The organism is Rhizobium sp. CB2179 (assembly GCF_057653455.1).
The window spans coordinates 496,759-519,814 of the sequence record NZ_CM172781.1 but is presented as its reverse complement, the minus strand read 5'-3'; the positions used below and the strand labels follow the sequence as shown (position 1 = coordinate 519,814).

Annotated in this window: 24 protein-coding genes and 1 pseudogene; 12 read left to right on the top strand and 13 right to left on the bottom strand. The window is 61.2% G+C overall.

What is annotated here, in order from left to right:
- Positions 1 to 41 precede the first annotated feature (41 nt).
- Entirely contained in the window at positions 42 to 479 is a 438-nt protein-coding gene (locus AC244Q_RS02525; RefSeq protein WP_032996237.1) for a nucleoside deaminase, read from the top strand.
- A gap of 53 nt (positions 480 to 532) precedes the next feature.
- Here the strand turns inward: AC244Q_RS02525 and AC244Q_RS02520 are convergent, their stop codons facing one another.
- The 4 genes from AC244Q_RS02520 to AC244Q_RS02505 form a co-directional block, all read right to left on the bottom strand.
- Positions 533 to 1,162: a hypothetical protein gene (locus AC244Q_RS02520; protein ID WP_012756210.1), complete on the bottom strand. Its 630-nt coding sequence runs from the start codon at positions 1,160 to 1,162 to the stop codon at positions 533 to 535.
- 133 nt (positions 1,163 to 1,295) lie between these two features.
- Positions 1,296 to 4,187, bottom strand: a complete 2,892-nt coding sequence (ileS, locus tag AC244Q_RS02515; protein ID WP_113547265.1) for an isoleucine--tRNA ligase — start codon at positions 4,185 to 4,187, stop codon at positions 1,296 to 1,298.
- A 287-nt stretch (positions 4,188 to 4,474) separates the two neighbouring features.
- Positions 4,475 to 5,458 carry a bifunctional riboflavin kinase/FAD synthetase gene (locus AC244Q_RS02510; protein ID WP_113547275.1) on the bottom strand — a complete coding sequence of 328 codons (984 nt, stop codon included), beginning with the start codon at positions 5,456 to 5,458 and terminating at the stop codon, positions 4,475 to 4,477.
- A 31-nt stretch (positions 5,459 to 5,489) separates the two neighbouring features.
- The gene (locus tag AC244Q_RS02505) at positions 5,490 to 6,338 is read right to left on the bottom strand and encodes a TIGR01459 family HAD-type hydrolase (RefSeq protein WP_113547264.1); all 849 of its coding nucleotides are present in this window, start codon (positions 6,336 to 6,338) and stop codon (positions 5,490 to 5,492) included.
- Between the two features lie 394 nt (positions 6,339 to 6,732).
- On the opposite strand from AC244Q_RS02505, the gene groES reads away from it, so the two are divergent.
- Positions 6,733 to 7,029, top strand: coding sequence for a co-chaperone GroES (gene groES / locus AC244Q_RS02500; RefSeq protein ID WP_003545797.1), 297 nt, complete (start codon positions 6,733 to 6,735; stop codon positions 7,027 to 7,029).
- 72 nt (positions 7,030 to 7,101) lie between these two features.
- Positions 7,102 to 8,745, top strand: coding sequence for a chaperonin GroEL (groL, locus tag AC244Q_RS02495; protein ID WP_012756206.1), 1,644 nt, complete (start codon positions 7,102 to 7,104; stop codon positions 8,743 to 8,745).
- Positions 8,746 to 8,988: 243 nt separating this feature from the next.
- Here groL and AC244Q_RS02490 read toward each other — a convergent pair whose 3' ends face one another.
- Positions 8,989 to 9,321 (bottom strand): hypothetical protein, encoded by a 333-nt coding sequence (locus AC244Q_RS02490; protein ID WP_162770438.1) that lies wholly within the window; start codon positions 9,319 to 9,321, stop codon positions 8,989 to 8,991.
- Between the two features lie 156 nt (positions 9,322 to 9,477).
- Here AC244Q_RS02490 and AC244Q_RS02485 point away from each other — a divergent pair, with 156 nt between their 5' ends.
- Positions 9,478 to 9,924 carry a hypothetical protein gene (locus AC244Q_RS02485; protein ID WP_012756205.1) on the top strand — a complete coding sequence of 149 codons (447 nt, stop codon included), beginning with the start codon at positions 9,478 to 9,480 and terminating at the stop codon, positions 9,922 to 9,924.
- A gap of 63 nt (positions 9,925 to 9,987) precedes the next feature.
- Here the strand turns inward: AC244Q_RS02485 and AC244Q_RS02480 are convergent, their stop codons facing one another.
- Positions 9,988 to 10,698, bottom strand: coding sequence for a glutathione binding-like protein (locus AC244Q_RS02480; RefSeq protein WP_012756204.1), 711 nt, complete (start codon positions 10,696 to 10,698; stop codon positions 9,988 to 9,990).
- 314 nt (positions 10,699 to 11,012) lie between these two features.
- Here AC244Q_RS02480 and AC244Q_RS02475 point away from each other — a divergent pair, with 314 nt between their 5' ends.
- Positions 11,013 to 11,429: a DoxX family protein gene (locus AC244Q_RS02475; RefSeq protein WP_017993060.1), complete on the top strand. Its 417-nt coding sequence runs from the start codon at positions 11,013 to 11,015 to the stop codon at positions 11,427 to 11,429.
- A 79-nt stretch (positions 11,430 to 11,508) separates the two neighbouring features.
- Here the strand turns inward: AC244Q_RS02475 and hisG are convergent, their stop codons facing one another.
- From hisG to hisS, 3 genes are read right to left on the bottom strand one after another with little or no spacing between them, the layout of a single operon-like run.
- Positions 11,509 to 12,204: an ATP phosphoribosyltransferase gene (gene hisG, locus AC244Q_RS02470; protein WP_012756202.1), complete on the bottom strand. Its 696-nt coding sequence runs from the start codon at positions 12,202 to 12,204 to the stop codon at positions 11,509 to 11,511.
- A complete protein-coding gene (locus AC244Q_RS02465) occupies positions 12,201 to 13,322 on the bottom strand; it encodes an ATP phosphoribosyltransferase regulatory subunit (protein WP_017993059.1) in 1,122 nt (373 codons plus the stop codon). The genes hisG and AC244Q_RS02465 overlap by 4 nt, the downstream gene beginning before the upstream one ends.
- A gap of 42 nt (positions 13,323 to 13,364) precedes the next feature.
- Positions 13,365 to 14,885: a histidine--tRNA ligase gene (hisS, locus tag AC244Q_RS02460; protein WP_128407392.1), complete on the bottom strand. Its 1,521-nt coding sequence runs from the start codon at positions 14,883 to 14,885 to the stop codon at positions 13,365 to 13,367.
- 130 nt (positions 14,886 to 15,015) lie between these two features.
- Between hisS and AC244Q_RS02455 the strand changes: the two genes are divergently transcribed.
- The 3 genes from AC244Q_RS02455 (at position 15,016) to copM (ending at position 16,635) form a co-directional block, all read left to right on the top strand.
- A complete protein-coding gene (locus AC244Q_RS02455) occupies positions 15,016 to 15,777 on the top strand; it encodes a hypothetical protein (RefSeq protein ID WP_171815672.1) in 762 nt (253 codons plus the stop codon).
- 57 nt (positions 15,778 to 15,834) lie between these two features.
- A complete protein-coding gene (locus AC244Q_RS02450; protein WP_012756198.1) occupies positions 15,835 to 16,200 on the top strand; it encodes a hypothetical protein in 366 nt (121 codons plus the stop codon).
- A gap of 75 nt (positions 16,201 to 16,275) precedes the next feature.
- A complete protein-coding gene (copM, locus tag AC244Q_RS02445) occupies positions 16,276 to 16,635 on the top strand; it encodes a CopM family metallochaperone (protein ID WP_012756197.1) in 360 nt (119 codons plus the stop codon).
- A 64-nt stretch (positions 16,636 to 16,699) separates the two neighbouring features.
- Here the strand turns inward: copM and AC244Q_RS02440 are convergent.
- Positions 16,700 to 17,748: pseudogene (locus AC244Q_RS02440) on the bottom strand (aldo/keto reductase).
- A 237-nt stretch (positions 17,749 to 17,985) separates the two neighbouring features.
- Here AC244Q_RS02440 and AC244Q_RS02435 point away from each other — a divergent pair.
- Complete coding sequence (locus AC244Q_RS02435; RefSeq protein WP_017993053.1) at positions 17,986 to 18,690, top strand: HAD family hydrolase; 705 nt, start codon at positions 17,986 to 17,988, stop codon at positions 18,688 to 18,690.
- Positions 18,691 to 18,709: 19 nt separating this feature from the next.
- Here AC244Q_RS02435 and AC244Q_RS02430 read toward each other — a convergent pair whose 3' ends face one another.
- Positions 18,710 to 19,216, bottom strand: a complete 507-nt coding sequence (locus AC244Q_RS02430; protein ID WP_128407391.1) for a hypothetical protein — start codon at positions 19,214 to 19,216, stop codon at positions 18,710 to 18,712.
- Positions 19,213 to 19,842, bottom strand: coding sequence for a DNA-3-methyladenine glycosylase I (locus AC244Q_RS02425; RefSeq protein ID WP_113547260.1), 630 nt, complete (start codon positions 19,840 to 19,842; stop codon positions 19,213 to 19,215). The genes AC244Q_RS02430 and AC244Q_RS02425 overlap by 4 nt, the downstream gene beginning before the upstream one ends.
- 248 nt (positions 19,843 to 20,090) lie before the next feature.
- On the opposite strand from AC244Q_RS02425, the gene AC244Q_RS02420 reads away from it, so the two are divergent.
- The 3 genes from AC244Q_RS02420 to AC244Q_RS02410 all read left to right on the top strand — a co-directional run bounded on the left by AC244Q_RS02420 (position 20,091) and on the right by AC244Q_RS02410 (position 22,568).
- Positions 20,091 to 20,840 carry a L,D-transpeptidase gene (locus AC244Q_RS02420; protein ID WP_128407390.1) on the top strand — a complete coding sequence of 250 codons (750 nt, stop codon included), beginning with the start codon at positions 20,091 to 20,093 and terminating at the stop codon, positions 20,838 to 20,840.
- A 240-nt stretch (positions 20,841 to 21,080) separates the two neighbouring features.
- Entirely contained in the window at positions 21,081 to 21,773 is a 693-nt protein-coding gene (locus tag AC244Q_RS02415) for a L,D-transpeptidase (RefSeq protein ID WP_128407389.1), read from the top strand.
- Positions 21,774 to 21,893: 120 nt separating this feature from the next.
- On the top strand, positions 21,894 to 22,568 hold the full coding sequence (locus tag AC244Q_RS02410; protein WP_012756190.1) for an outer membrane protein: 675 nt from the start codon (positions 21,894 to 21,896) through the stop codon (positions 22,566 to 22,568).
- 27 nt (positions 22,569 to 22,595) lie between these two features.
- On the opposite strand, the gene AC244Q_RS02405 is transcribed toward AC244Q_RS02410, so the two are convergent.
- The gene (locus tag AC244Q_RS02405; protein ID WP_012756189.1) at positions 22,596 to 23,036 is read right to left on the bottom strand and encodes a hypothetical protein; all 441 of its coding nucleotides are present in this window, start codon (positions 23,034 to 23,036) and stop codon (positions 22,596 to 22,598) included.
- Between the last annotated feature and the right edge of the window lie 20 nt (positions 23,037 to 23,056).

Genomic DNA, 23,056 nt, shown 5'->3' with positions numbered 1-23,056 from the left:
GTTAAGTGGAAATTCTTGCGATCGTGAAGACAAATCGTTTCATGGAGATGGCGCTCGAAGAAGCGCGTGCCGCCGGAGAACGCGGAGAGGTGCCGATCGGCGCCGTCGTCGTTATCGACGATATTGCCGTTTCACGCTCTGGAAACCGCACGCGCGAGCTCAAAGACGTCACCGCACACGCCGAAATCGCCGCGATCCGGCTCGCTTGCGAAGCGCTCGGACAGGAACGTCTTGCCGGTGCCGATCTCTACGTGACGCTGGAGCCTTGCACCATGTGCGCGGCAGCCATCTCGTTTGCGCGCATCCGCAGACTCTACTACGGCGCCGAGGACCCGAAGGGCGGCGGCGTCGACAATGGCGTGCGATTCTATGCGCAGCCGACCTGCCACCACGCCCCGGAGGTCTATTCCGGCTTCAACGAGGTCCAATCGGCCGATCTGCTGCGAAGGTTCTTTTCGCAAAGGAGAGAGGCGCCGTAATCCCAGCGCCTCTGCGCGGCGCCGTCATCCTTGCCGGCGCGCCGAAAAAGCCGCTATTGCAGGAGGTTCCACCACTGCTTGCCGGTGTTGGCGACCGCTGCATCCTTCTTGCGCTTCTTCTGCTTCTTGAGTTCGGGCTCGCCGACATCATCGAGCTTTGCCGGATCGTCGACGGTGCGGTAGCCGGGCGGCGGATCTGATATATAGCGGCGCTGATCGACATAGGAGCCCTTCTGCAGGGCGCGGGCTTCACGGTAGGCCTTGGTCTGAGCTTCCGTCGTGCGCCGGCCGCCTTCGATCGCAGAGCTTGCGAGCGGCGAGCGGTAATTCGGATTGTCCTCGTTCGCGTCGGCTTCCGAAACGAGACGAGCACGTGTCTCCTCCGGCGATTCAAGCCACTGCGGATTGTCCTTGTTGGCGACCGTCTGCTGCGGCGCAACGAGGGTCTCTTTCTGCGCCTGAGCCGGCAGCACCAGCGTTGGACGCGGCGTGTACTTGACGCCTTTGTTCTTCGGGTCTGGACCGGTCAAAGACACCGACTGGCCGAGATCGTCGGTCAGCTGCTCCATGGCGGTCTTGTCGGTGCCGTAGGTCGGGCTGCTGGCGCAACCGGACACCAGGGAGCATCCCGCCACTACAACAGACAGGCAGGCGCCCATACGGAACCAATGCGTTGCTAACATGAAAACCCTTCCAGCCCTGCCGGTGCAATCATCGCCCAACCGGACAACCGTCCCCCTGACGCAAAAATCCGGCCATTTTCAGGCAGCTTTTACCGGATGAACCGCGAAAACGCAATTCATCCGGCAATATTCTTCACGTAAGTGCGGCAAGCTCACGAAGGGCAGCAGCGTCGCGGGCCGAAACATCGGGATATTCGGGATCGGAACCGACATCCCTGGTGATGCGCCAGGAGCGGGCGCATTTCTCACCCTCTGCAAGCTTCGGCACGACGCTGACCTGAGGCACCTCCGCCAGGCGGAAGGCATCCCCTGGTCCTTCGCCGACCTTGATCTCGATTGCCGAGGTGATGCAGACCTCGGTGAAGTCCTGGCCTTCCAACGCCTTCAGCAGTTCCGGATCGGCGATATGAACGACGGGAGCCGCTTCCAGCGAGGAGCCGATGCGCTTGTCCTTGCGCTCGATCTCCAGAGCGCCTGTCACAACCGAGCGGACCGTGCGGATCTTCTTCCACTTCTCGGCCAGGGCATCGTTGCGCCATTCCTTTGCGACCGGGGCAAACTGTTCCAGATGCACCGAAACGGCGGACGGGTTGCGCGACAGCCAGGCCTCCTCGGTGGTGAAGGGCAGCATCGGGGCAAGCCACGTCACCATGCAATCGAAGATCTGGCGGATGACGTGCAGGCTGGCGCGCCGGCGCAGGCTCGACGGCGCGTCGCAATAGAGCGCATCCTTGCGGACATCGAAATAGAAGGCCGAAAGCTCGACATTGGCGAAATCGATCAGCGCGCGGGCGATCTTCTTGAAGTCGAAGGCATCGTAGTTCTCGCGCACCAGTTCGTCGAGTTCGGCAAGCCGGTGCAGCATCAGCTGCTCCAGCTCCGGCAGATCGGCAAACGCGATCTCCTCGCCCTTGTCGTGGGCGAGCGTGCCAAGCATCCAGCGGATGGTGTTGCGCAGCTTGCGATAGGCATCGACATTGGTCTGGATGATCGTCTTGCCGACGCGCAGGTCGTCGGCATAATCCGAGGTCATCACCCAGAGGCGCAGGATATCGGCACCGGCGTCCTTCATCACTTCCTGAGGTGCTGTGACGTTGCCCTTCGACTTCGACATCTTCTCGCCCTTCTCGTCCATGGTGAAGCCATGGGTGAGGACGGCGTTATAAGGCGCGCGGCCGCGAGTGGCCGCCGATTCCAGCAGCGACGAATGGAACCAGCCGCGATGCTGGTCGGATCCCTCGAGATAAAGATCGGCCGGCCACTTCAGGTCCGGGCGGTCTTCGAGCGTGAAGGTGTGCGTCGAGCCAGAGTCGAACCAGACGTCGAGGATATCCATGACCTGGGTCCAGCGGGAATGGTCGTGGTCATTGCCGAGGAAACGCTCCTTGGCGCCTTCGGCAAACCAGGCGTCGGCGCCCTCATGTTCGAAGGCTTCGAGGATGCGGGCGTTGACGGCTTCGTCGACCAGGACATCGCCATCATCGTCTGCAAAGACGGCGATCGGCACGCCCCAGGCGCGCTGGCGCGAGAGCACCCAGTCCGGACGGCCTTCGATCATGGCGCGCAGGCGGTTCTGGCCGGCGGCGGGCACGAAGCGCGTATCATCGATCGCACCCAGCGCGCGCGAACGCAGCGTCGTGCCGTCGGCAAGGGTCTTGTCCATATAGACGAACCATTGCGGCGTGTTGCGGAAGATGACCGGCTTCTTCGAGCGCCAGGAATGCGGATACTGGTGCTTCAGCCGGCCGCGGGCAAAGAGCGCGCCGCGGGCGATCAGTTCCCTGATGACACGGTCGTTGGCATCGCCCTTCTTGCCGTTGTCGTCGATGACGCGGGCGCCCTCGAAGCCGGGGGCGTCTGATGTGTAGAAGCCGCCGTCGTCGACCGGAAACGGGATCTTGGTGTCGATGCCGCGGGCCTCAAGCGCGCGGACAGCCGACATCCAGGCATCGAAGTCTTCCCGACCGTGGCTGGGTGCGGTGTGCACGAAGCCGGTGCCGGCGTCATCGGTGACGTGATCGCCATCGAGCAGCGGCACGCGGAATTCATAGCCACCGCCGAGACCCTTGAAGGGATGGGCACAGGTCATCGCTGCGAAGTCGGCTGCAGAGACATCGCTCAAGCGCTTATACTGCAGCTTGGCCTTGGCGAAGGATTCCTCGGCCAGCTTGTCGGCAAAGATCAGCTTTTCGCCGGGACGCGGACCAAAATCGTTCTCGGCGGCCGTCACTTCATAGAGGCCGTAGGAGATGCGCGGCGAAAAGGAGACCGCGCGGTTGCCGGGGATCGTCCAGGGCGTGGTCGTCCAGATGACCACGAACGCATCCTTGAGCGCGACCGGACCTTCGACGACTGGGAATTTCACCCAGATCGTGTCGCTCTCATAGTCCTGGTATTCGACCTCGGCCTCTGCCAGCGCCGTGCGCTCGACGACCGACCACATGATCGGCTTGGAGCCGCGATAAAGCTGACCGCTTGCGGCGATCTTCAAGAGTTCGCCGGCGATGCGCGATTCCGCGTGAAAATTCATCGTCGTATAGGGATTGTCGAAGTCACCCTCGATGCCGAGGCGCTTGAACTCTTCCGCCTGGACTTTGATCCAGCCGGCGGCGAATTCACGGCATTCCCGGCGGAATTCGTTGACCGGGACCTCGTCCTTGTTCTTGCCCTTCTCGCGGTACTTCTCTTCGATCTTCCATTCGATCGGCAGGCCGTGGCAATCCCAGCCGGGCACGTAATTGGCGTCGTAGCCGCGCATCTGGAACGAACGGTTGATGACGTCCTTGAGGATCTTGTTCAGCGCATGGCCGATATGGATGTTGCCGTTGGCATAGGGAGGGCCATCGTGAAGGACGAATTTCTCGCGGCCGGCGGCGGAAGCGCGCAGTTTCTTGTAGAGACCCATCTCCTGCCAGCGCTTGACGAGTTCCGGTTCCTTCTGCGGCAGGCCGGCGCGCATGGGAAAATCGGTCTCGGGCAAATAGAGGGTCTTCGAATAGTCGATCTTTTCGGCTGTATCGGTCATGTCTGACAATCGTTTTCTGGCGGCCCAGGAAGGGGCGCAACGGGCGTGAAATAGCTGGTGACGGAAGCGCTCTTACCAAGCGCCAAAAACCCGGACCTTCCGGCCGCTTAGCGCGCGCGGAAGGCCGGGCCGATAATTCGCATCATCATTGCCAGCCGATATTTCGTCATCGCGCCGGTTCATAGGCGTTTTTGCCGGGAAAAGGAAGAGAAGAATTCGCGGTTGGCAATCCGCTTCAACGGCTGGAATCGCCGGTGGCCGCAGCGACAGCCGCACTCAAGGCGACCTCAGGAAAAGCACAGTTTCCGATCAAGCGCGCCGAGTGGCTTGACACCCGCAAGCAGCGCCCCCGCCTCTTCCTCATCGCGCTTGATCTGGGCGACGAGCGGATCGAGGCCGTCGAATTTCAGCTCGGGGCGGAGATAACCAAAGAAGGAGACGGAGCAGAGCTGGCCGTAGAGATCGCCGCTGAAATCGAAAAGATAGGTTTCGAGCAGCGGCGCGCCGTTTTCCGTGACCGTCGGGCGGCGGCCATAGCTTGCAACGGCATCGTGGAGCGTGCCGTCCTGGCGGCGGAAGCGGACGGCGTAGATGCCGGCGGCAAGATCGACCTCCGGCGGCAGGCGCATGTTGGCCGTCGGAAAACCGAGTTGGCGGCCGAGCTTTTCGCCATCGATCACCTCAGCTTCCACCGTATAGCGGTAACCGAGCATGCCGGCGACTTCACTGACATTGCCCTCCTTCAGGAGCGCGCGGATATGGCTCGAAGAGACGACATCGGCGTTTTCGTCACGGAAGGCATCGATCAGGGTGACGCCGAAGCCGTAGGTATGGCCGGCATTCATGAGGAAGGCCGGACCGCCCTCGCGGCCACGGCCGAAATGGAAATCGAAGCCGGTGACCACTTCGGAAGCGCCGAGCCAATCCTTCAGGATCGAATGGATGAAATCATCGGCCGAGCGCTGCGAGAATTCGTAGTCGAAGGGATATTCGATGACGGCGCTGAAGCCCAGCGTTTCCAGGATACGGGCTTTCAGCGGCGCCGGCGTCAGGCGGAAGACCGGTGTCTGCGGCCGGAAGACCGTGCGCGGATGCGGCTCGAATGTCAGCACCAAAGCGGGGATACCGCGCGCCTTGGAGATCTCGAGCGCCCGGCTCAGCACCGATTGATGGCCGCGGTGCACGCCATCGAAATTGCCGATGGCAATGACGCCGCCCTTTAGATGGGCGGGTAGGGGTTCCCGGGTTTCATTGCGGTGGAAGACGGTCATCGGCTGGCTTCTCTTCATGCAAGGCGTGTCTTCATGCAAGGCGGGGCATCCACCACTTCGGCGCGGCGTTTTCCCGTTCGAGATAGGCGTTGAGGATCGCCTCGTCGGTCTCGCCGTTGAGAGTATATTCCTTAGCGTGGATACCGCCGCTGATGTAGAGGAGGTCGAGGCCGTAATTCAAGGCGCCGCGCACGTCGGTCGGCATGCCGTCGCCGATCGCCAGCACGCGATCGACCGGGAAATCGCCGCGAAGCTCGTGGGCAGCCGCAAGCGTCGCCTCGTAGATCGGCCGGTGCGGCTTGCCGGCGATGCGGGTTTTGCCGCCCAGCTGCTCGTAATAGGCGGCCATGGCGCCGGCGCAAGGGATGATGCGATGGCCGCGCTCGACGATGAGGTCGGGATTGGCGCAGATCATCGGCACGTCGCGGGCTTTGAAATCGAGAAGCATGTCGGTGTAATCCTCCGGCTTCTCGGTCTCGTCGTCGAAAAAGCCGGTGCAGACCAGCGATTGCGCTTCGCCCGCCGGCCGGCGCTCGACGCCAATGCCTTCGAGCAGCGCCTTGTCGCGCTCGGGGCCGAGCAGAAAGACGGTCTTCGGCCCTTCGGCGATCAGCCCGCGCGTGACGTCGCCAGAGGTGACGATCCTGTCATAGGCACTGTCGGGAACGCCGATCTGGCGCAACTGATCGACCACCTGCCAGGAAAGGCGCGGCGAATTGGTGATGAGGACAACGGCGAGGCCGTTTTCGCGTGCCGCTTCAAGGGCTGCGGCCGCCTTCGGGAACGGATCGACGCCGTTGTGAACGACGCCCCAGACATCGCAGAGCACCACATCATAGCGACCTGATATCTCCGAGAAGTTTTCTATCCGCTTAGCCATTCCGATTTCCCGATTTGCTTCAGTCACCGGTGACATTGCAAAGGCGCAAGACGATGGCAAGGCATTTTCTTCGCCGCCGGGCCAATGCGTAGAGCTCGAACGGCGATCCGGAGGAGCGGAAGGGCAAAGGGTTTTGACAATTATCGCGAAGCGGCAGATCGCCGAGCGCGGACGAGTTCGGCAAAGTTCAGCTGCGCCGAGGTTTTGGCCGCAATCTCCGACTATTCTCCGGCATCTTCACAATTCCGGCACAAAAATTCGTGATTGCTCTCATTGACTCCTCTCGGAGCCATCCCTAAATGCTCGTCGCTAGCACTCACCGCAAGGGAGTGCTAACATCTATCCATGTGGGCCAATCCGGTCCGCGAATGTCATTCGATCGAGGGATTAGACAATGGCAAGCACCAACTTCCGCCCCCTTCACGACCGCGTCGTTGTTCGCCGCGTTGAGTCCGAAGCCAAGACCAAGGGCGGCATCATCATTCCCGATACCGCCAAGGAAAAGCCGCAGGAAGGCGAAATCGTCGCCGTCGGCTCCGGCGCGCGCGATGAGTCCGGCAAGGTCGTCGCACTCGACGTCAAGGCTGGCGACCGCATCCTGTTCGGCAAGTGGTCCGGCACCGAAGTCAAGATCGACGGCGAAGACCTTCTGATCATGAAGGAAGCCGACATTATGGGCATCATCGGCTGATCGGCCGACCTGCTTTCCCGAAATGGCTGACGGGCTCTTTGCCCGAACAACTCGAATTCAGGAGTTAAGAATATGGCATCTAAAGAAATCAAGTTTGGCCGCACCGCGCGCGAAAAGATGCTGCGCGGCGTCGACATTCTCGCCGATGCAGTGAAGGTCACGCTCGGCCCGAAGGGCCGTAACGTCATCATCGACAAGTCCTTCGGCGCGCCGCGCATCACCAAGGACGGCGTTTCCGTCGCCAAGGAAATCGAACTCGAAGACAAGTTCGAAAACATGGGCGCCCAGATGGTCCGCGAAGTTGCTTCGAAGACCAACGACATCGCCGGCGACGGCACCACGACGGCTACCGTTCTTGCCCAGGCGATCGTTCGCGAAGGCAACAAGGCCGTTGCAGCCGGCATGAACCCGATGGACCTGAAGCGCGGCATCGACCTCGCTGTCGCCGACGTCGTGAAGGATCTCCAGGCCAAGGCCAAGAAGATCTCGACTTCGGAAGAAGTTGCACAGGTCGGCACGATTTCGGCCAATGGCGACAAGCAGGTCGGTCTCGACATTGCTGAAGCCATGCAGAAGGTCGGCAACGAAGGCGTCATCACGGTTGAAGAAGCCAAGACCGCCGAAACCGAACTCGAAGTCGTCGAAGGCATGCAGTTCGACCGCGGCTACCTCAGCCCCTACTTCGTGACCAATCCGGAAAAGATGATCGCCGACCTCGAAGACGTCTTCATTCTCCTTCACGAGAAGAAGCTCTCGAACCTGCAGTCGATGCTCCCGGTTCTCGAAGCCGTCGTTCAGACCGGCAAGCCGCTCCTCATCGTCGCTGAAGACGTCGAAGGCGAAGCCCTCGCTACGCTCGTCGTCAACAAGCTGCGCGGCGGCCTGAAGATTGCTGCCGTCAAGGCACCTGGCTTCGGCGATCGCCGCAAGGCCATGCTCGAAGACATCGCCATCCTGACGGGCGGCACTGTCATCTCCGAAGATCTCGGCATCAAGCTCGAATCCGTCACGCTCGACATGCTCGGCCGTGCCAAGAAGGTTTCGATCTCCAAGGAAAACACCACGATCGTCGACGGTTCGGGCGCTAAGACCGACATCGAAGGCCGTGTTGCCCAGATCAAGGCCCAGATCGAAGAAACCACCTCCGACTACGACCGCGAGAAGCTGCAGGAACGTCTTGCCAAGCTCGCTGGCGGCGTTGCCGTCATCCGCGTCGGCGGCTCGACGGAAGTCGAAGTGAAGGAAAAGAAGGACCGCATCGACGACGCGCTCAACGCGACCCGCGCTGCCGTTCAGGAAGGTATCGTCCCCGGCGGCGGTATCGCTCTGCTCCGCTCCTCCACGAAGATCACCGTCAAGGGTGCAAACGACGACCAGGAAGCCGGCATCAACATCGTTCGCCGCGCCCTGCAGTCGCTCGTTCGTCAGATCGCTGAAAACGCAGGCGACGAAGCCTCGATCGTTGTCGGCAAGGTCCTCGACAAGAACGAAGACAACTACGGCTACAACGCCCAGACGTCCGAATATGGCGACATGATCGCCATGGGTATCGTCGACCCGCTCAAGGTCGTTCGCACGGCGCTGCAGAACGCTGCTTCTGTCGCATCGCTGCTGATCACCACCGAAGCCATGATTGCCGAACTGCCGAAGAAAGAATCGGCTGGCGGCGGCATGCCGGGCGGAATGGGCGGAATGGGCGGAATGGACATGATGTGATAGGCCAACGGCCTTTCACAGCATCGTTCATGAAACCGCCCATCATCTAAGATGGTTCAGCGCGTCAAGCGCGCTGAACTGGCGGAATGGACATGATGTGATAGGCGAAAGCCATCACTGACCACCATTCCGGCATCCGGAACAGGAAGGGCGGCCCTCGGGTCGCCCTTTCCTTTTGCCCAAAGCGATTCGACGTGCGGCACAGTGATTTGCATAGCCGACGAACGCCCGCCCGGCTCCCTCTTACAGGCCCCGGGCACGAAGCTTGCGCGAGGCTTGCGCTGCCTGCGTCTTTCTCAGCCCACCGACATGCGAGAGATCATTGAGTTGCGGCACGATTTCCGGCCTGACGCAGAGTGAAAACGTTTGCAACGCTCGCAAAGATGATCTTCCCATGCCAATTCTGGCGAAATAGGCCGAAGATGCGGGCACCCCCAGAATGAAGCCGATCCGAATACCCCTTAAAAAGCCGTTGCCGTTTGTCCAAAAGCCCCTATAAATCCGCGCTGCAATTAAAGTGCGCCCGGCGATAATTTTTCGCCAATAGACGAGGCCGGGGCGCGGAAGGCGATGCATGAACGTTCGGCTTCGAAGGGCTCCGGTTACGGAGGCCAGATGGCCGTGGCAATCATCGCCGGATGAAGCGCGGGCATCATGCCCGCTGCTGCGTGATCCTGTTTCTTTGTGTTTGCCGAGCGTGCGGCGGGAGCCGCATCCGAACGGGGGAACGCCTTGTTTAAGATCGCCAGAGCCAATGCAGCCGTACCTTTGACACCCGGCTCGTTTGATGACGCCAATCAAAATCACGAGATGTTGGCGCAGTTTTCCGTTTCCGAAGCTTGGACTGGAGATTTTTCGAGCGGCATGCTCCGTCTCGGCGAATGGAGCGCGATGCTGCACGGCCTTGCCGCACGGGAATGCGGACTGCTCAGCCTGATCCGCTGCTATGATGCCAAGGACCGCAGCCACATATTGGAGCTGTTCGAGCAGGCGGCGACGCTCTGCTCCTCCTTCTGTTTTTCGACGACGATCATCATGCCGAACGGCTTGCGCCAGCCGCTGTTCTGCATGGGCGAGTCCAACGGTCTCGAGCAGAAATACAGCGGCAGCATGGTCGGCGTCTTCGTCTTTCCGCGCTTCAAGCTGGAAGGCACAAAGCAGATCACAAGCCGGCGATAGGCCGGACATCAAGATAAAAGGCCGCCTCGAGGGCGGCCTTTGTACTTTGCAGCGATCCGTCCGTTACTCCGGCTTGACCGGTATGTTGAGTCCCCTGGCACTTGCCGGGCGGGCGATGCAGCGCTCCAGCCAATCCGAGACGGCGGGGAATTTTGCGTATTCGAGCACCTCGCGGCCGCCATAGAAAATATCGGCGCCGCGAACCCAGGTGAAGGTGGTGATGTCGGCGATCGTGTATTGATCGCCCATGATCCATTGACGACCCTTCAGCCGGTCATCGAGCACGCCGAGCAGCCGTTTGGATTCATCGCGATAACGCTCGACCGGATAGGAATTGTTGGCGACCTTGTCGGCGGCGAATTTATGGAAATGCCCGAACTGGCCGAACATCGGGCCGATACCCGCCATCTGGAAAAACACCCACTGGATTGTTTCGTAGCGACCGGCGGCATCAGCAGGGATGAGCTTGCCGGTTTTTTCGGCGAGATAAAGCAGGATCGCGCCGGACTCGAAAAGGCCGATCGGCTTCCCGTCCGGACCGTTCGGATCGATGATCGCCGGAATGCGGCCGTTCGGGTTGAGAGATTCGAATTCCGGCGACTTCTGATCGTTGGCGGCGAAGGAAATATAATGCGGCTCATAGGCGAGGCCGAGCTCTTCGAGGGCGACCGAGACCTTCACCCCATTCGGCGTCTGCAGGGAATAGAGCTGGATGATGTCGGGATTTTTTGCCGGCCAGCGCGTCGTGATCGGAAATGCGGAAAGATCTGCCATCGGAGTCTCCATGTTGGGCGCCGACCATAAGAGACCCGGCTTGGCAAAGGCAAGCGGGGGCAGCTAATGCATGTCGCCCAAAAGTGTGCTGCGGTTTTGGGCCAACGACACGCATGACCACAAAAGATCCAACCGCGTCGCATGAATCCGGTCGAACGCGACGCGCTTTGGAGATCGTTCCATATTAGTGAACGAAGTGTCCCCTTTCGTTTATCTTTCCACAACGCAAGAAAAGAGCGACATAGAGGCATCCGAGGTCGAACCGGTGCTGGGGCACCAAGATCTCCAAAGTCCTTGAAACGGAGACAACGTCCATGTCGAACAACGTCATCATCCTGATTGCCCGTATTCTTCTTTCCTTCATGTTCATCCTTTCCGGCTTCATGAAGCTCACCGATCCTGCCGGTACTGCGGGCATGATCGCCGGTGCCGGCCTGCCGGCAGCAACCCTGCTGGCCTATGTCGCAGGCCTTTTCGAACTGCTGGCCGGCCTTGCGGTTCTCACAGGCTTCCAGGTCCGCATTGCCGGCTGGCTGCTCGCCGCCTTCTGTGTCTTCACGGGCATTGCCTTCCACCTGCCCTACGCGAGTGGCACGGAACTCGTGAACATTCTCAACCAGATCATGGTCATGAAGAATATCACGCTGGCCGGCGCGTACATACTGCTCGCCACCGTCGGTGCCGGCGCCTACTCGCTCGACGCCCGGCGCGGCGCCTACGCAACCGCCTGACACCAGCAGACATCCTCCCGGACATACAAAACCCGCCGTCATCCGACGGCGGGTTTTTCTTTTGCCTTCATGACTGAGATCAGAGGGCGGCACGCACCGCATCGATGATCGCCTGCACAGCGGGTTCGCCGGCGTGGCTTTCCTTGCGGGCGCGCACGAGGCAGGCCTGCGAATGCAGGATGACGCCGTCCTGGAGCACCTTCAGATGGTTGGCGCGCAGCGTCGAGCCGGTGGAGGTGATATCGACGATGATATCGGCCGAGCCGGAGGCGGGAGCGCCCTCGGTGGCGCCCAGGCTTTCGACGATGCGATAAAGCTGGATGCCGTGCTGGCTCGAAAAGAACTGCTGGGTCAGCCGCCAGTATTTGGTGGCGATGGCAAGGCGCCTGGAGTGGCGGGCGCGAAAATCGGCCGCGACGTCGACGAGATCGGCCATGGTGTCGACATCGAGCCAGATCTCCGGCACGGCGACGACGACATCGGCGTGGCCGAAGCCGAGGCGGGCGCAGAATTCGACGCGCTTGTCGACCTCGGCAAAACCTTCCCGCATCAGATCCTCGCCGGTAACGCCGAAATCGACCGTGCCGTTGCCGATTTCGCGGGAGATTTCGGACGCCGAAAGGAAGGCGATTTCCACATCGTCCCAGCCTTCGACGCGGCCGCGATAGGAGCGATCGTTGCCAACAGCCGAGATCGTCATGCCGGCACGTTCGAAGATCGCCGAAGCGTCCTCCTTCATCCGGCCCTTGGAGGGAAGCGCGATGGTGATGGTCATGCGGCTGCCCTTTCGGTTTCGATGCGGTCGAGCCAGAAGGAGAAGCCGACGGCCGGAATACGGTCCGTCGCACCCAGGAAGGTCAGGAGCCGGTCGAAGCGGCCGCCGCCGGCGAGCACCGCGGTCGAGCCTTCCACCGTCACCTCGAAGACGAGGCCGGTGTAATAGTCGAGCGGCCGTCCGAAGGCGGCGCGGTAGTCGAGGCAGGAAAGATCGACGCCGGCATTGGAAAGTGCTGCAACGCGGCCATTGAAGCGGGCGAGCGCGTTGCCGAGTTTCAGGCCGGCAGCATCGGCAAAACCGGAAAGGGCTGCGGAAGCATTGATAAGCGGCACGTCGAGCGACAGGAACTCTTCCAAAACACGGAAGGCCGCATCGTCGAGGCGCGTTTCGGACAGGATGAGCTTTTCCTTGAGCCTTCGGGCGATCTCCAGGGCCGAGCGGCCGGCATTCGTCGAATAGCCGGTCTTCTGCATCTCCCGCTCGAGATAGGCGACCAGCGCCTGCTCGTCGTCTGATGCGACAAGCCTGGCGATATCGTCGTCCAGCCCGGTGACGAATTGCGGGCTGACGAGGCTGGCAAGCAGGGCTTCCAGCTGCGTCATATTGCCGAAGGCGTGGATCAGGCGCTTCTGCCAGCCGAGCGGCAGGCCGAGCGCCTGGACGACAGCCTCAAACACTGCCTGGTCGCCCAATGTCACGGCTAAGCGGCGGCCCGGCAGCAGGCGGGCGAGAATGCCGGTGGCATCGCCGATGGCGCGGGCGTCGGCGTTTGACAGGTCGATATCGCCAAGATCCTCGATGCCGGCCTGATAGAATTCATTGGCGCCGTCGCGGCGCTGGCGGAAAACCTCGCCGAGATAGGCATAACGCTTCGGCGTGCCGGTCGCCGTCTCGATGTGGCGCAGACAGACGGGGATGGTGAATTCGGGACGTAGGCAGAGGCTGGCGCCGGTTTCGCTCTCCGTCATGAAGATGCGGCGGCGCAGATCCTCGCCGGCGATATCAAGGAAAGGTTCGGCCGGCTGGATGACAGGCGTGTCGATGCGCTCGGCGTTGCGCTCGATGAATTCGGCAATGAGGTCGTTGGCGAATTCGGGGAGATTGATCAGGGGCATGCTGCGCTCCGTATAATAGGCGACGGGCGTGCCGGAAATGCCTCAGACATTCGCCGCTCGCTTCCGATCCTCGGCCTGCGCAGCAAGGATCTCCCTGACCTTGGCGACGAGGTCGGCTTCCGGGACCGTCTCCTGCGCCACGCGCGCCTCGCGCCAGCTGGCATTGTCTTCAATCTCGCCGGAGAGCCGCTTGCCTTCGATCAAATCCTTGATCTGCACGACGCTTGTCGCGCGCTCGTCGCCGCCCTGGATGATGGCGACTGGGCAGCCGCGGCGATCGGCATATTTCAGCTGATTGCCGAACTTCTTCCAGTTGCCCTGGAACATCTCGGCGCGGATGCCGGCGGCGCGCAGTTCCTGCGTCATCTTCTGATAGCGGCCCATCGCCTCGACATCGCCGTCCATGACGGTCACCAGCACCGGCTCGATGACCTCACTGGCGCCGAGCTTGCCGAGGTTCTTCAGGGCTGTCATCAGCCTGGAGACGCCGATCGAAAAGCCGGTCGCCGGAACCGGCTGGCCCATGAAGCGGGAGACGAGGCCATCATAACGGCCGCCGCCGCCGACCGAACCGAAGACGACTTTTTCGCCCTTTTCATTGGTGACGTCGAAGGTCAGTTCGGCCTCATAGACCGGGCCGGTATAATACTCGAGGCCACGGACAACCGAGGGATCGATCTTGATGCGGTCAGGGCCATAACCGGCGCTGGTAACCAGCGCACCGATGAAATTCAGCTCGTCGACGCCCTCGCCACCCCTGGCGGTTCCCGCAACCAGCTCGGCGAGGCGGGCAGCGCTTTCGGCATAGTCCGTGATGCCGACGAAGAACAGCACCTTGTCGATCTGCTCCTTGTCGAGACCAGCACCCTTGGTGAAGTCGCCGGATTCATCCTTGCGGCCGGGACCGAGCAGCAGGGCCACGCCCTCCGGGCCGAACTTGTCGAGCTTGTCGATGGCGCGCAGCACGTTGAGCCGCTGGCCGGCCTTGTCGTCGCCGCCGAGACCGATCGCTTCGAGCACGCCATCCAGAACCTTGCGGTTATTGACGCGAATGAGGTAATCGCCGCGCTTGATACCGAGGGCTTCCAGCGTATCGGCCATCATCATGCACATTTCGGCATCGGCCTGCACGCCCGGCGCACCGACGGTATCGGCATCGAACTGCATGAACTGGCGGAAGCGGCCGGGGCCAGGCTTCTCGTTGCGGAAGACGTAACCGGCGCGATAGGTGCGATAGGGCAGCTGGATTTCGTTGAAATTCTCGGCGACATGACGGGCGAGCGGCGCGGTCAGGTCGTAACGCAGCGACATCCACTGCTCGTCATCGTCCTGCAGCGAGAAGACGCCCTCGTTCGGCCGGTCGCTGTCAGGCAGGAACTTGCCGAGCGCATCGGTATATTCGAACAGCGGCGTTTCGAGCGGATCGAAACCATAATGCTCATAGACTTCCCGGATCTTTGCCGTCATCTCGTTGACGGCGCGGATATCGCCGGCCGTCCGGTCGACGAAGCCGCGCGGCAGGCGGGCCTTGAGCTTTTGCGGTTTCTTCTGCTTGTCGTTCATTTCCGGGGATTCCACTGACTGTGACAGTGGCGGTTTCCTAGCGGATTGGGCGGGGAGCGGCAAGGGCGAAGGGCCTTGATCTCAAGACCGGAATCGATTGAACGAAGAGGCATCCATCAGAAATGCGGATATGTTCATGATCACTGAGGCGCTTCTCTATGCCGCAACCTTGCCGCTGACCGGCAAGCCGCATCGAAAGTTCATCCGCTATTCCGTCAATCTCTGGTCGCGGGCCGGGCGCTGCGCGGCGGATTGGGCCGAACATGAGGAGATGAGCCGGAAGGCGATCCTGGCGGCGACGGCCGATCTCAGACAGAAGCGGACCGCCGTCGTCCTCGGCTCCGGCCTGTTGCGCGATGTACCGATCGAAGTGCTGGCGCGAGATTTCGACACCGTCGTCCTGGTCGATCTCGTTCATCTCGCCTCGGTGCGCCTGTGGCTGTCGGCCAAGTTCCATCGCAATGTCCAACTGATCGAGCGCGATCTTTCCGGCTACGACGACCTCGCCGCCGGCCGCGAGCCCGAACCGCTCGGCTTTTTGCGTGCTGTGCCCTATCTCGATTTGGTGGTATCCGCCAACCTGTTGTCGCAGATCGGCCGCGGTGTGAAACGGCGCCATGGGGCCGAGGCGGGGCGAATGCCTGAAGACACGGTGGAAAGGCTGATCGCGGCGCACCTGACCGGGCTTTCGGGGCTTCCCTGCCGCAACTGCCTGGTAACCGACATCGCCTATGCCGTCATCGACCGCAACGGCAAGACGCATGAAGAGGCCGACCTGCTGCATGGCGTTTTGCCGCCGCCGGCAAAAGCCGCCTGGACATGGCCGGTCGCGCCGCTCGGCGAAGAGAGCAAGGATTATAGGATCGAGCACAATGTCATGGCTGCTTGGTGACCAGGATGTGACCGCCGATTGCCTTGGCTTGTATCCAGCATTCGCCTATAAAACAGCATGCGCATGCTCGCCCTCATCACGATGTTTCTCGGCTGGCTGGTCTACAGCGCCATGTCCGCATGGGCCGGCTGCCCGACCTGTGCGTCGATGAATGCGCCGGTCGTCGTCGAAAACGGCATGCACCATCAGATGGCTGGCATGGATAGGCATGAGGCGGCTGATACGGCCGATCCGTTGAAAGACCCTTGCGCCACCGGCAACTCCGCGCATATGCCGCTTTGCGTCGCCTGTCTTTTGCTGCCAGCGACGGTGACGGTCATGGATGGCGGAAAGTCCATTTTCGGCTATCCCGCCCCGGCGCTTGCCCGCGCCCTGGACGACGACAAGCCGACGCCGCAGCCGCCCCCTCCCCGACTGTCCTGACACGACGACTATCCATGCCAATCGGGTGGCCCAGCCGCCCGGCAAACCTATTGTCAGACAGAGGAAGGAACTCTCATGTCTTTGAAAATCATCACCCTCACCGCAATGCTCGCCATCATTGCCGCTCCCGTCCTTGCCAAAGACAAGCCGATGGACATGAGCAAGCCGATGGGCAACCACGATGCGGCGAGCCACGCCTTCAGCGAGGCGAACGCCAAGATGCACAAGGATATGATGATCGACTATAGCGGCGATGCCGATGCGGATTTCGTCCGCGGCATGATCCCGCATCATCAGGGTGCGATCGATATGGCCAGGATCGAGCTGCAATACGGAAAAGATCCCGATATCCGCAAACTCGCCGAAGCCGTCATCAGGGCGCAGGAAGCCGAAATCGCCGAGATGAACGCCTGGCTTAAGGCCCACGGCAAGTAGTCGATCGTTGAGGAAAAGGGGAACGCCGGATGTCCGGCGTTCCCCAAGACTTATGTTGGCGAGGTCAGTCCTTCGGCTCGAAATCGGCCGGGCGGCGGCCGGCGCCCTGTCGCGCCAGCATCCAGCCCGGATATTCGGGCGCAAGCGCGCTCACCTCGTCGAGCTTCTTGATATCCCCTTCATCGAGCTTCAGCTTGACGGCGGCAAGGTTCTGGTCGAGCTGATCGACACGCTTGGCGCCGATGATGACTGTCGTGACGAAGGGCTTGGCCAGGATATAGGCGAGCGCGACGGTGGCGACGCTGACGCCGTGCTTTTCGGCGACTTCGCGCATGACGGCGACACAGGCCCAGGCCTTGTCCTTGTCGACGGGCGGGAAATCGAAACTGGCGCGGCGGCCTTCACCATTGCCGGGCGCGCCGGGACCGTACTTGCCGGAGAGCAGACCGCCGGCGAGCGGGGACCAGACCATCAGGCCAAGCTTTTCCTCCTGCATCATCGGCACGATGTCGCGTTCGAGATCGCGGCCGGCGATGGAGTAATAGGCCTGCACGGTTTCGAAACGGGCAAAGCCGCGGCGCTCCGACAGGCCGAGTGCCTTGGAAATGCGCCAGGCCTGCCAGTTGGAGACGCCGATGTAGCGCACGAGACCACGGGACACGAGATCGTCGAAAGCGCGTAGCGTCTCCTCGACCGGCGTCACCGTATCGGTCGCATGGATCTGATAGAGATCGATATGATCGGTCTGCAGCCGCTTGAGGCTCGCCTCGACCGAGTCCATGATGTGACCGCGCGAGGCGCCGCGGTCGTTCGGCTTGTCGCCCATGACGCCGTAGACCTTGGTGGCGATGACGACGTCCTTGCGTTGGATGTCGAGGTTCTTCAGCGCCTGGCCGAGCAACCTTTCGGACTCGCCGGTCGAATAGACGTCGGCCGTGTCGATGAAATTGACGCCTGATGCAAGCGAGCGCTCGACGATCCGGTCGGCGGCATTCTGGTCGACGTCGGCGATGGCGCCCCAGGCAGTGCCTTGCTTGGCTTCGCCGAAGGTCATCGTGCCAGGCAGATTTCCGAGACGAAAAGTCCGGTATTTCCGAGTTGATTGTAACGCATGGTCGAAAAATTCCTTTGTGTCTGCCGCAAGAGGGGCTTGCGAACTACTGAACTTCATTTTTTGATTATTGGCCTGCATATGACAGGCACAGCCGTGGCTGGCTGCAAGGTGAGGCGATTTTCATGTAGTGCGGCGTCGGCGCTTTTCAACGCCGTAGCTTGGCTCTGCGGAGGCTATGCCCTTGTCTCGACACAGGCCGCCGATAGATTGCCGGCCATATTTTAAGAGGTGCGCATATGACGACGCGACCACTGACCACGATCGGCTTCGATGCCGACGATACACTCTGGCAGAACGAACAATATTACCGGCTGACGGAAGCCCATTTCACCGGGCTTCTTGCCGATTTCGCCGAAGGACCGAAGATTTCCGAACGGCTGCTGGAGGCCGAAAAACGCAACCTTCGCCATTACGGCTTCGGCATCAAGGGTTTCACGCTGTCGATGATCGAGACGGCGATCGAGATCACCGAGGGCAAGATTCCGGCCGGCGTGATCGCCAAGATCCTCGATACCGGCCGCGAGCTCCTCTCTCATCCTGTCGAGACCATGCCGCATGTGCGCGACACGCTGGAGGCGCTTGCCGGCAAATACCTGCTTGTCATGATCACCAAGGGCGATCTCTTCGATCAGGAGCGCAAGCTCGCCCAATCGGGGCTCGGCGACTTCTTCGATGCCGTCGAGATCGTCTCCGACAAGACGGCGGTCACCTATCGCCGCATCTTCGCCAAGGTCGGCGACGGGCCGGAGCGGGCAATGATGGTCGGCAATTCGCTGAAATCGGACATCGTGCCGGCGATCGCCGCCGGCAGCTACGGCGTCTTCGTGCCACACGAACTGACCTGGGTGCTGGAACATGTGGACGAGCCGAAAGAGGCGCCGCGTTTCCGCAAGATCGACCACCTCGGCGAATTGCGCGACCTGATCGCCCGGCTCGGCTAAGCCGGGCGCTACCTCCGCCTCATTGCGGCTTGGGCGGGGCCTTTGGGAACAGCGAGGGGCGTTCCGGCTCGGCCGGCGGTTTCGGCTGCTGCGGGGCAGCCGCCAATGGTTCGATCAGGATGCTGAAGGGAGCGCCGAGGCCGCGGCGCGGCGAGACCTTGGAATAATAGGGACGCAGCAGCCAGGTGGCGTTTTCCTTGATCGTCGTCTCGAAGCTCATGCCGTCCTCGTCGGTGCCGAAGAAGGCCTCGTCATCGGGTTTCGACAGGTCGAAAATCGCCAGGAAGGCAAATTTGCTTTTCGTCGAAAAGCTGATCTTCAGGTGCTGACCGGCTCGCACCGGCAGCGTATAGACATGGCCATTGCCGAACTTCGTCCAGCCCTTCAACTGCATGGTGACGGCCGGGAATTGCAGCTTCTCCAGCTTCTCACCGGGATCGAGCTGCGGCGTCTGCGCCATGGCGGAGACGGTCAGGAGGAAAAGGGCAGCGGCGGCGATCAGTGTTCTCACGGCGTGATCTTTCATGGGCGAACCAGAGCAGTGCGCATCGCCTCGACCTCGGGCCGGCAGAAGCAGCCTTCCAGATGATCGTTGACGAGACCCATCGCCTGCATGAAAGCATAAACTGTGGTCGGGCCGACAAAGGTCCAGCCGCGTTTCTTCAGATCCTTCGAAATGACCACCGATGTCGGCGTCGTCGGATTGGCGACGATGTGCTCGCGGTCGACCACCGCCGGCCGCTCGTTATGGCCGGGCTCGTAGCGCCAGAAATAATGGGCGAGCGAGCCGAATTCGCCCCGGAGCTCGATGGCGCGCTTGGCATTGTTGATGGTCGAGACGATCTTGCCGCGATGGCGGATGATGCCGGCATCGCCCAGGCAGCGAGCGACATCCTCTTCGCCGAAAAGGGCGACCTTGTCGAAATCGAAACCTGAAAAGGCGGCGCGGAAATTCTGGCGTTTGCGGAGGATCGTCAGCCAGGAAAGGCCCGACTGGAAGCCTTCGAGGCAGATCTTCTCGAAGAGGCGGATATCATTGGTGACAGGGCGGCCCCATTCCTCGTCATGATAGCGGAGATAGTCGGGCAGATTGGCGTGCCAGTGGCAGCGGCTCCTGCCGTCCTCGCCGATGATGATGCCTGTCGCGCTCATGATCCTTCATTCTGCGGGGATCCGCTTCGTTCTCTGCTCATGATTCCGGCTTTACCATTTGCAAACCGTCTTTCCAAACCGAACGGTAACCCTGACGAAAAGTTTATCCGATCGGTCGGCTTTTCGTGAATCGATCTTTACCATTCGCTGGCGGATTGGGTGGCAGCGTCTTTCCCGGGTGGGACATCTCCGCCCGGGCGGACATGTCCCGCCAGTCCATTTTCGGTCATTTGTAGAGAGTTCGTCCGATGATGAAACAGCTTGTTCTTGCCGCAGCCCTTTTCGGCATTTTCTCCCCGGCCGCCACTGCAGACGACCGCTACGCCACCCGCCCGCCCGTTGTGCTCAGCCCCGATCTGACCGCACCCTGGATCAACCAACTGGGCGGCGGCAGGGTTCGTCCCGTCGTCTATCAGCGACCGGTCGTCCAGCCGCAGCAGCGCGGCCTTTTCCAGCGCCGGATCATCCGTCGGGCGCCGCAGGTGTCACCGCAGACCGTTTCGGCGATCAATCCCGGCATCCCGTCGATCCGTCGTCCGATCGAACCGCAATACCTGCCGCAGATGGTGGATTACGACACCACGGAAAAGCCCGGCACGATCGTCATCGATACCAACAACCGCTTCCTCTATCTGGTGATGCAAGGCGGCAAGGCGCGGCGCTACGGCGTCGGCGTCGGCAAGCCGGGCTTCGAATGGGCCGGCGCCCACAAAATCACCCGCAAGACCGAATGGCCGGATTGGACGCCGCCTTCCGAGATGATCAGCCGCGAAGCCGCCAAGGGCCATTACCTGCCGGCGCGCATGGACGGCGGGGCGGAAAACCCGCTTGGCGCCCGCGCCATGTATCTCGGCTCGACGCTTTACCGCATCCACGGCACCAACGCCCCCTGGTCGATCGGCAGCGCCGTCTCCTCCGGCTGCATACGCCTGCGCAACGAAGACGTCGTCGACCTCTACGACCGCGTCAATGTCGGAACCCGCGTCATCGTCATGTAAAGGCGGCGCAATACTTACAGCGCCACGCGTCTTTTCGAGAGCCGCAAAGGGCGCTGTAATCCTTTAAATTGCTGCATAATTTTTCCTTAAGTCGAGTCCGATTTGAGGATAAATTATGCAGTGGGAGCCGCAAGAACATCCGGCTCTCCTTCTCCAAAAATGCTTTATCCGGCCACACCGATCTTGAATCAGGCAGAAGTTCATGTAGCTTCGAGCGGATTTGCTTGAGGGGAATCGATCATGATCAAACTAATGCCGGGTCTGGCTGCTGCCGGACTTGTCCTGTCGTTGATGTCTACATCCGCCTTTGCAGCACCTGCGGGCTCCGCGCCCGACAATGCACGGGCACCGGCACAGATCGTGCGCGTCGCGCAGATGCCGAAATATGTGAAGCCGCAGTTCAAGCGCAAGAAAGTGCGCCTGGCAACGACGGAAGCCGCCGGCACCGTTATCATCGATACCAACAACAAATATCTCTACCTCGTCGAAGGCAACAATCGCGCCACCCGATACGGCATCGGCGTCGGCCGCGACGGCTTCGGCTGGTCGGGGGTCGTCAAGATCGGCCGCAAGGCCGAATGGCCGAGCTGGACGCCGCCGGCCGAGATGCGCCGCCGCGAAGCCGCCAAGGGACATATGATTCCTGCTTTCCAGGAAGGCGGCGAGGACAATCCGCTCGGCGCCCGCGCAATGTATCTCTACCAGGGCGGCCGCGACACCATCTTCCGCATCCACGGCACCAATCAGCCCTGGACGATCGGCCTCAACATGTCTTCCGGCTGCATCCGGATGATGAACGAGGATGTGTCGCATCTCTACGATCGCGCGCCCGTCGGCACCAAGGTGATCGTCATCGGCCCCGGCAACAGGCAGGGCAAGGTGGCATTCGAGGACAGGGGCATCGACGTGCTGCGTACGATGTTCGGCGGCTGAGCAACACTTAGCAAAAAAACGAAAGGCGCAGTCTGATGCGCCTTTCGTTTTGCTTAGACTTTGCGGCCAAAAGCTGGCACACGTGCCTAAGAGTCGACATATTTATTTCGGGGCTATTCAATGACATCTGCGCTGCGTTCTTCCGCTTCCCTGCTTGCGGGCATCGCGTTTTTGACAATCTGTTCAGCAGTTTCCGCCTCGGCGGAAGACCTGCAATTCTCTATCTACGGCGGCTACCAGACCGCGCCGCATAGCGGCGTCGATCTTTCCGACGGCACGCACTTCACCGCCGGCTGGGAAGGCAAGTCCTTCGGCAGCCCGCCTTATTACGGCGGTCGCGTCACCTGGTGGCTCGAGAACTTCAACAAGCCGAACTGGGGTATTTCGCTCGATTATACCCATGACAAGGTCTATGCCGACGACGATACGCTGGCAAAGGCCGGCTGGTCGCATTTCGAATTCACCGACGGCCTGAACCTCCTCACGGTGAACGGTCTCTACCGTTTCCAGGATCCGACCCGCCGCTGGACCCCCTATCTCGGCGCCGGTATCGGCGTGAACATTCCGCATGTCGAAGTGATTCGTCCCGAGGGCAAGACCTGGGCTTATGAATTCGGCGGCGTGACGCTGCAGGCCCAGGCCGGCGTCGACTTCAAGGTGACCGAGCGCTGGTCGACCTTCGTCGAATACAAGGGCACCTATTCGCGCGTCGACGTTCCGATCGACAGCGGCGTGGACCTGAAGACCAACATCTTCACGAACGCCGTCAACGTCGGCGTATCGTTCCACTGGTAATTGAGTTGTTGAATTTCGGCTGTGGCGCTATTTCGTGCCGCAGCTGACCTTACCCTCGACGGCATAGGGTTTTTCACCGCCTTCGATAGTCAGGGAATAGCTGCCGCTAAAATTTGCCGCCGGCTTGCCGCGCTCGCCGGCGATAACCACCAGATCCAGCGTTGCGCCGCCAGTGTCATCTTCGCCACCGTCGAAGACTTCCATGAGCAGTTCGCCGTTACGCGACCAATGGTTGGTCAGGTGCTGCGATTCGAAAACACGCTTTCCGAACACGGCCTCTTGGGCCGGATCCTTGACGATCAGCGCGCCGCGGAAGTGGTTGAGCTTGTGGCCGGCGGCGCTTTCGAAACCGCTTTCGAGCGTGAAGCGCGCTTCCTTGTCGTCGGCGGAACAGAAATAACGGCTATTTGCATGGGCGGTGCCTGCCGCACCGAGCAGTCCCGCAAGCACAATCATTCCCCGCCACATCGTCTAAACTCCCGAGACCG

Bases quoted from the DNA above. Each gene is read 5' to 3' on its own strand.
- AC244Q_RS02405 (WP_012756189.1), bottom strand. From the start codon at position 23,036: ATGTGGCGGGGAATGATTGTGCTTGCGGGACTGCTCGGTGCGGCAGGC.
- groES (WP_003545797.1), top strand. From the start codon at position 6,733: ATGGCAAGCACCAACTTCCGCCCCCTTCACGACCGCGTCGTTGTTCGC.
- AC244Q_RS02430 (WP_128407391.1), bottom strand. From the start codon at position 19,216: ATGAAAGATCACGCCGTGAGAACACTGATCGCCGCCGCTGCCCTTTTC.
- ileS (WP_113547265.1), bottom strand. From the start codon at position 4,187: ATGACCGATACAGCCGAAAAGATCGACTATTCGAAGACCCTCTATTTG.
- AC244Q_RS02480 (WP_012756204.1), bottom strand. From the start codon at position 10,698: ATGGCAGATCTTTCCGCATTTCCGATCACGACGCGCTGGCCGGCAAAA.
- AC244Q_RS02505 (WP_113547264.1), bottom strand. From the start codon at position 6,338: ATGGCTAAGCGGATAGAAAACTTCTCGGAGATATCAGGTCGCTATGAT.
- AC244Q_RS02490 (WP_162770438.1), bottom strand. From the start codon at position 9,321: ATGCATCGCCTTCCGCGCCCCGGCCTCGTCTATTGGCGAAAAATTATC.
- AC244Q_RS02410 (WP_012756190.1), top strand. From the start codon at position 21,894: ATGACATCTGCGCTGCGTTCTTCCGCTTCCCTGCTTGCGGGCATCGCG.
- hisS (WP_128407392.1), bottom strand. From the start codon at position 14,885: ATGAACGACAAGCAGAAGAAACCGCAAAAGCTCAAGGCCCGCCTGCCG.
- AC244Q_RS02450 (WP_012756198.1), top strand. From the start codon at position 15,835: ATGCGCATGCTCGCCCTCATCACGATGTTTCTCGGCTGGCTGGTCTAC.
- AC244Q_RS02520 (WP_012756210.1), bottom strand. From the start codon at position 1,162: ATGTTAGCAACGCATTGGTTCCGTATGGGCGCCTGCCTGTCTGTTGTA.
- AC244Q_RS02455 (WP_171815672.1), top strand. From the start codon at position 15,016: ATGTTCATGATCACTGAGGCGCTTCTCTATGCCGCAACCTTGCCGCTG.
- AC244Q_RS02435 (WP_017993053.1), top strand. From the start codon at position 17,986: ATGACGACGCGACCACTGACCACGATCGGCTTCGATGCCGACGATACA.
- AC244Q_RS02425 (WP_113547260.1), bottom strand. From the start codon at position 19,842: ATGAGCGCGACAGGCATCATCATCGGCGAGGACGGCAGGAGCCGCTGC.
- AC244Q_RS02465 (WP_017993059.1), bottom strand. From the start codon at position 13,322: ATGCCCCTGATCAATCTCCCCGAATTCGCCAACGACCTCATTGCCGAA.
- AC244Q_RS02510 (WP_113547275.1), bottom strand. From the start codon at position 5,458: ATGACCGTCTTCCACCGCAATGAAACCCGGGAACCCCTACCCGCCCAT.
- AC244Q_RS02525 (WP_032996237.1), top strand. From the start codon at position 42: ATGGAGATGGCGCTCGAAGAAGCGCGTGCCGCCGGAGAACGCGGAGAG.
- copM (WP_012756197.1), top strand. From the start codon at position 16,276: ATGTCTTTGAAAATCATCACCCTCACCGCAATGCTCGCCATCATTGCC.
- hisG (WP_012756202.1), bottom strand. From the start codon at position 12,204: ATGACCATCACCATCGCGCTTCCCTCCAAGGGCCGGATGAAGGAGGAC.
- AC244Q_RS02415 (WP_128407389.1), top strand. From the start codon at position 21,081: ATGATCAAACTAATGCCGGGTCTGGCTGCTGCCGGACTTGTCCTGTCG.
- AC244Q_RS02420 (WP_128407390.1), top strand. From the start codon at position 20,091: ATGATGAAACAGCTTGTTCTTGCCGCAGCCCTTTTCGGCATTTTCTCC.
- AC244Q_RS02475 (WP_017993060.1), top strand. From the start codon at position 11,013: ATGTCGAACAACGTCATCATCCTGATTGCCCGTATTCTTCTTTCCTTC.
- groL (WP_012756206.1), top strand. From the start codon at position 7,102: ATGGCATCTAAAGAAATCAAGTTTGGCCGCACCGCGCGCGAAAAGATG.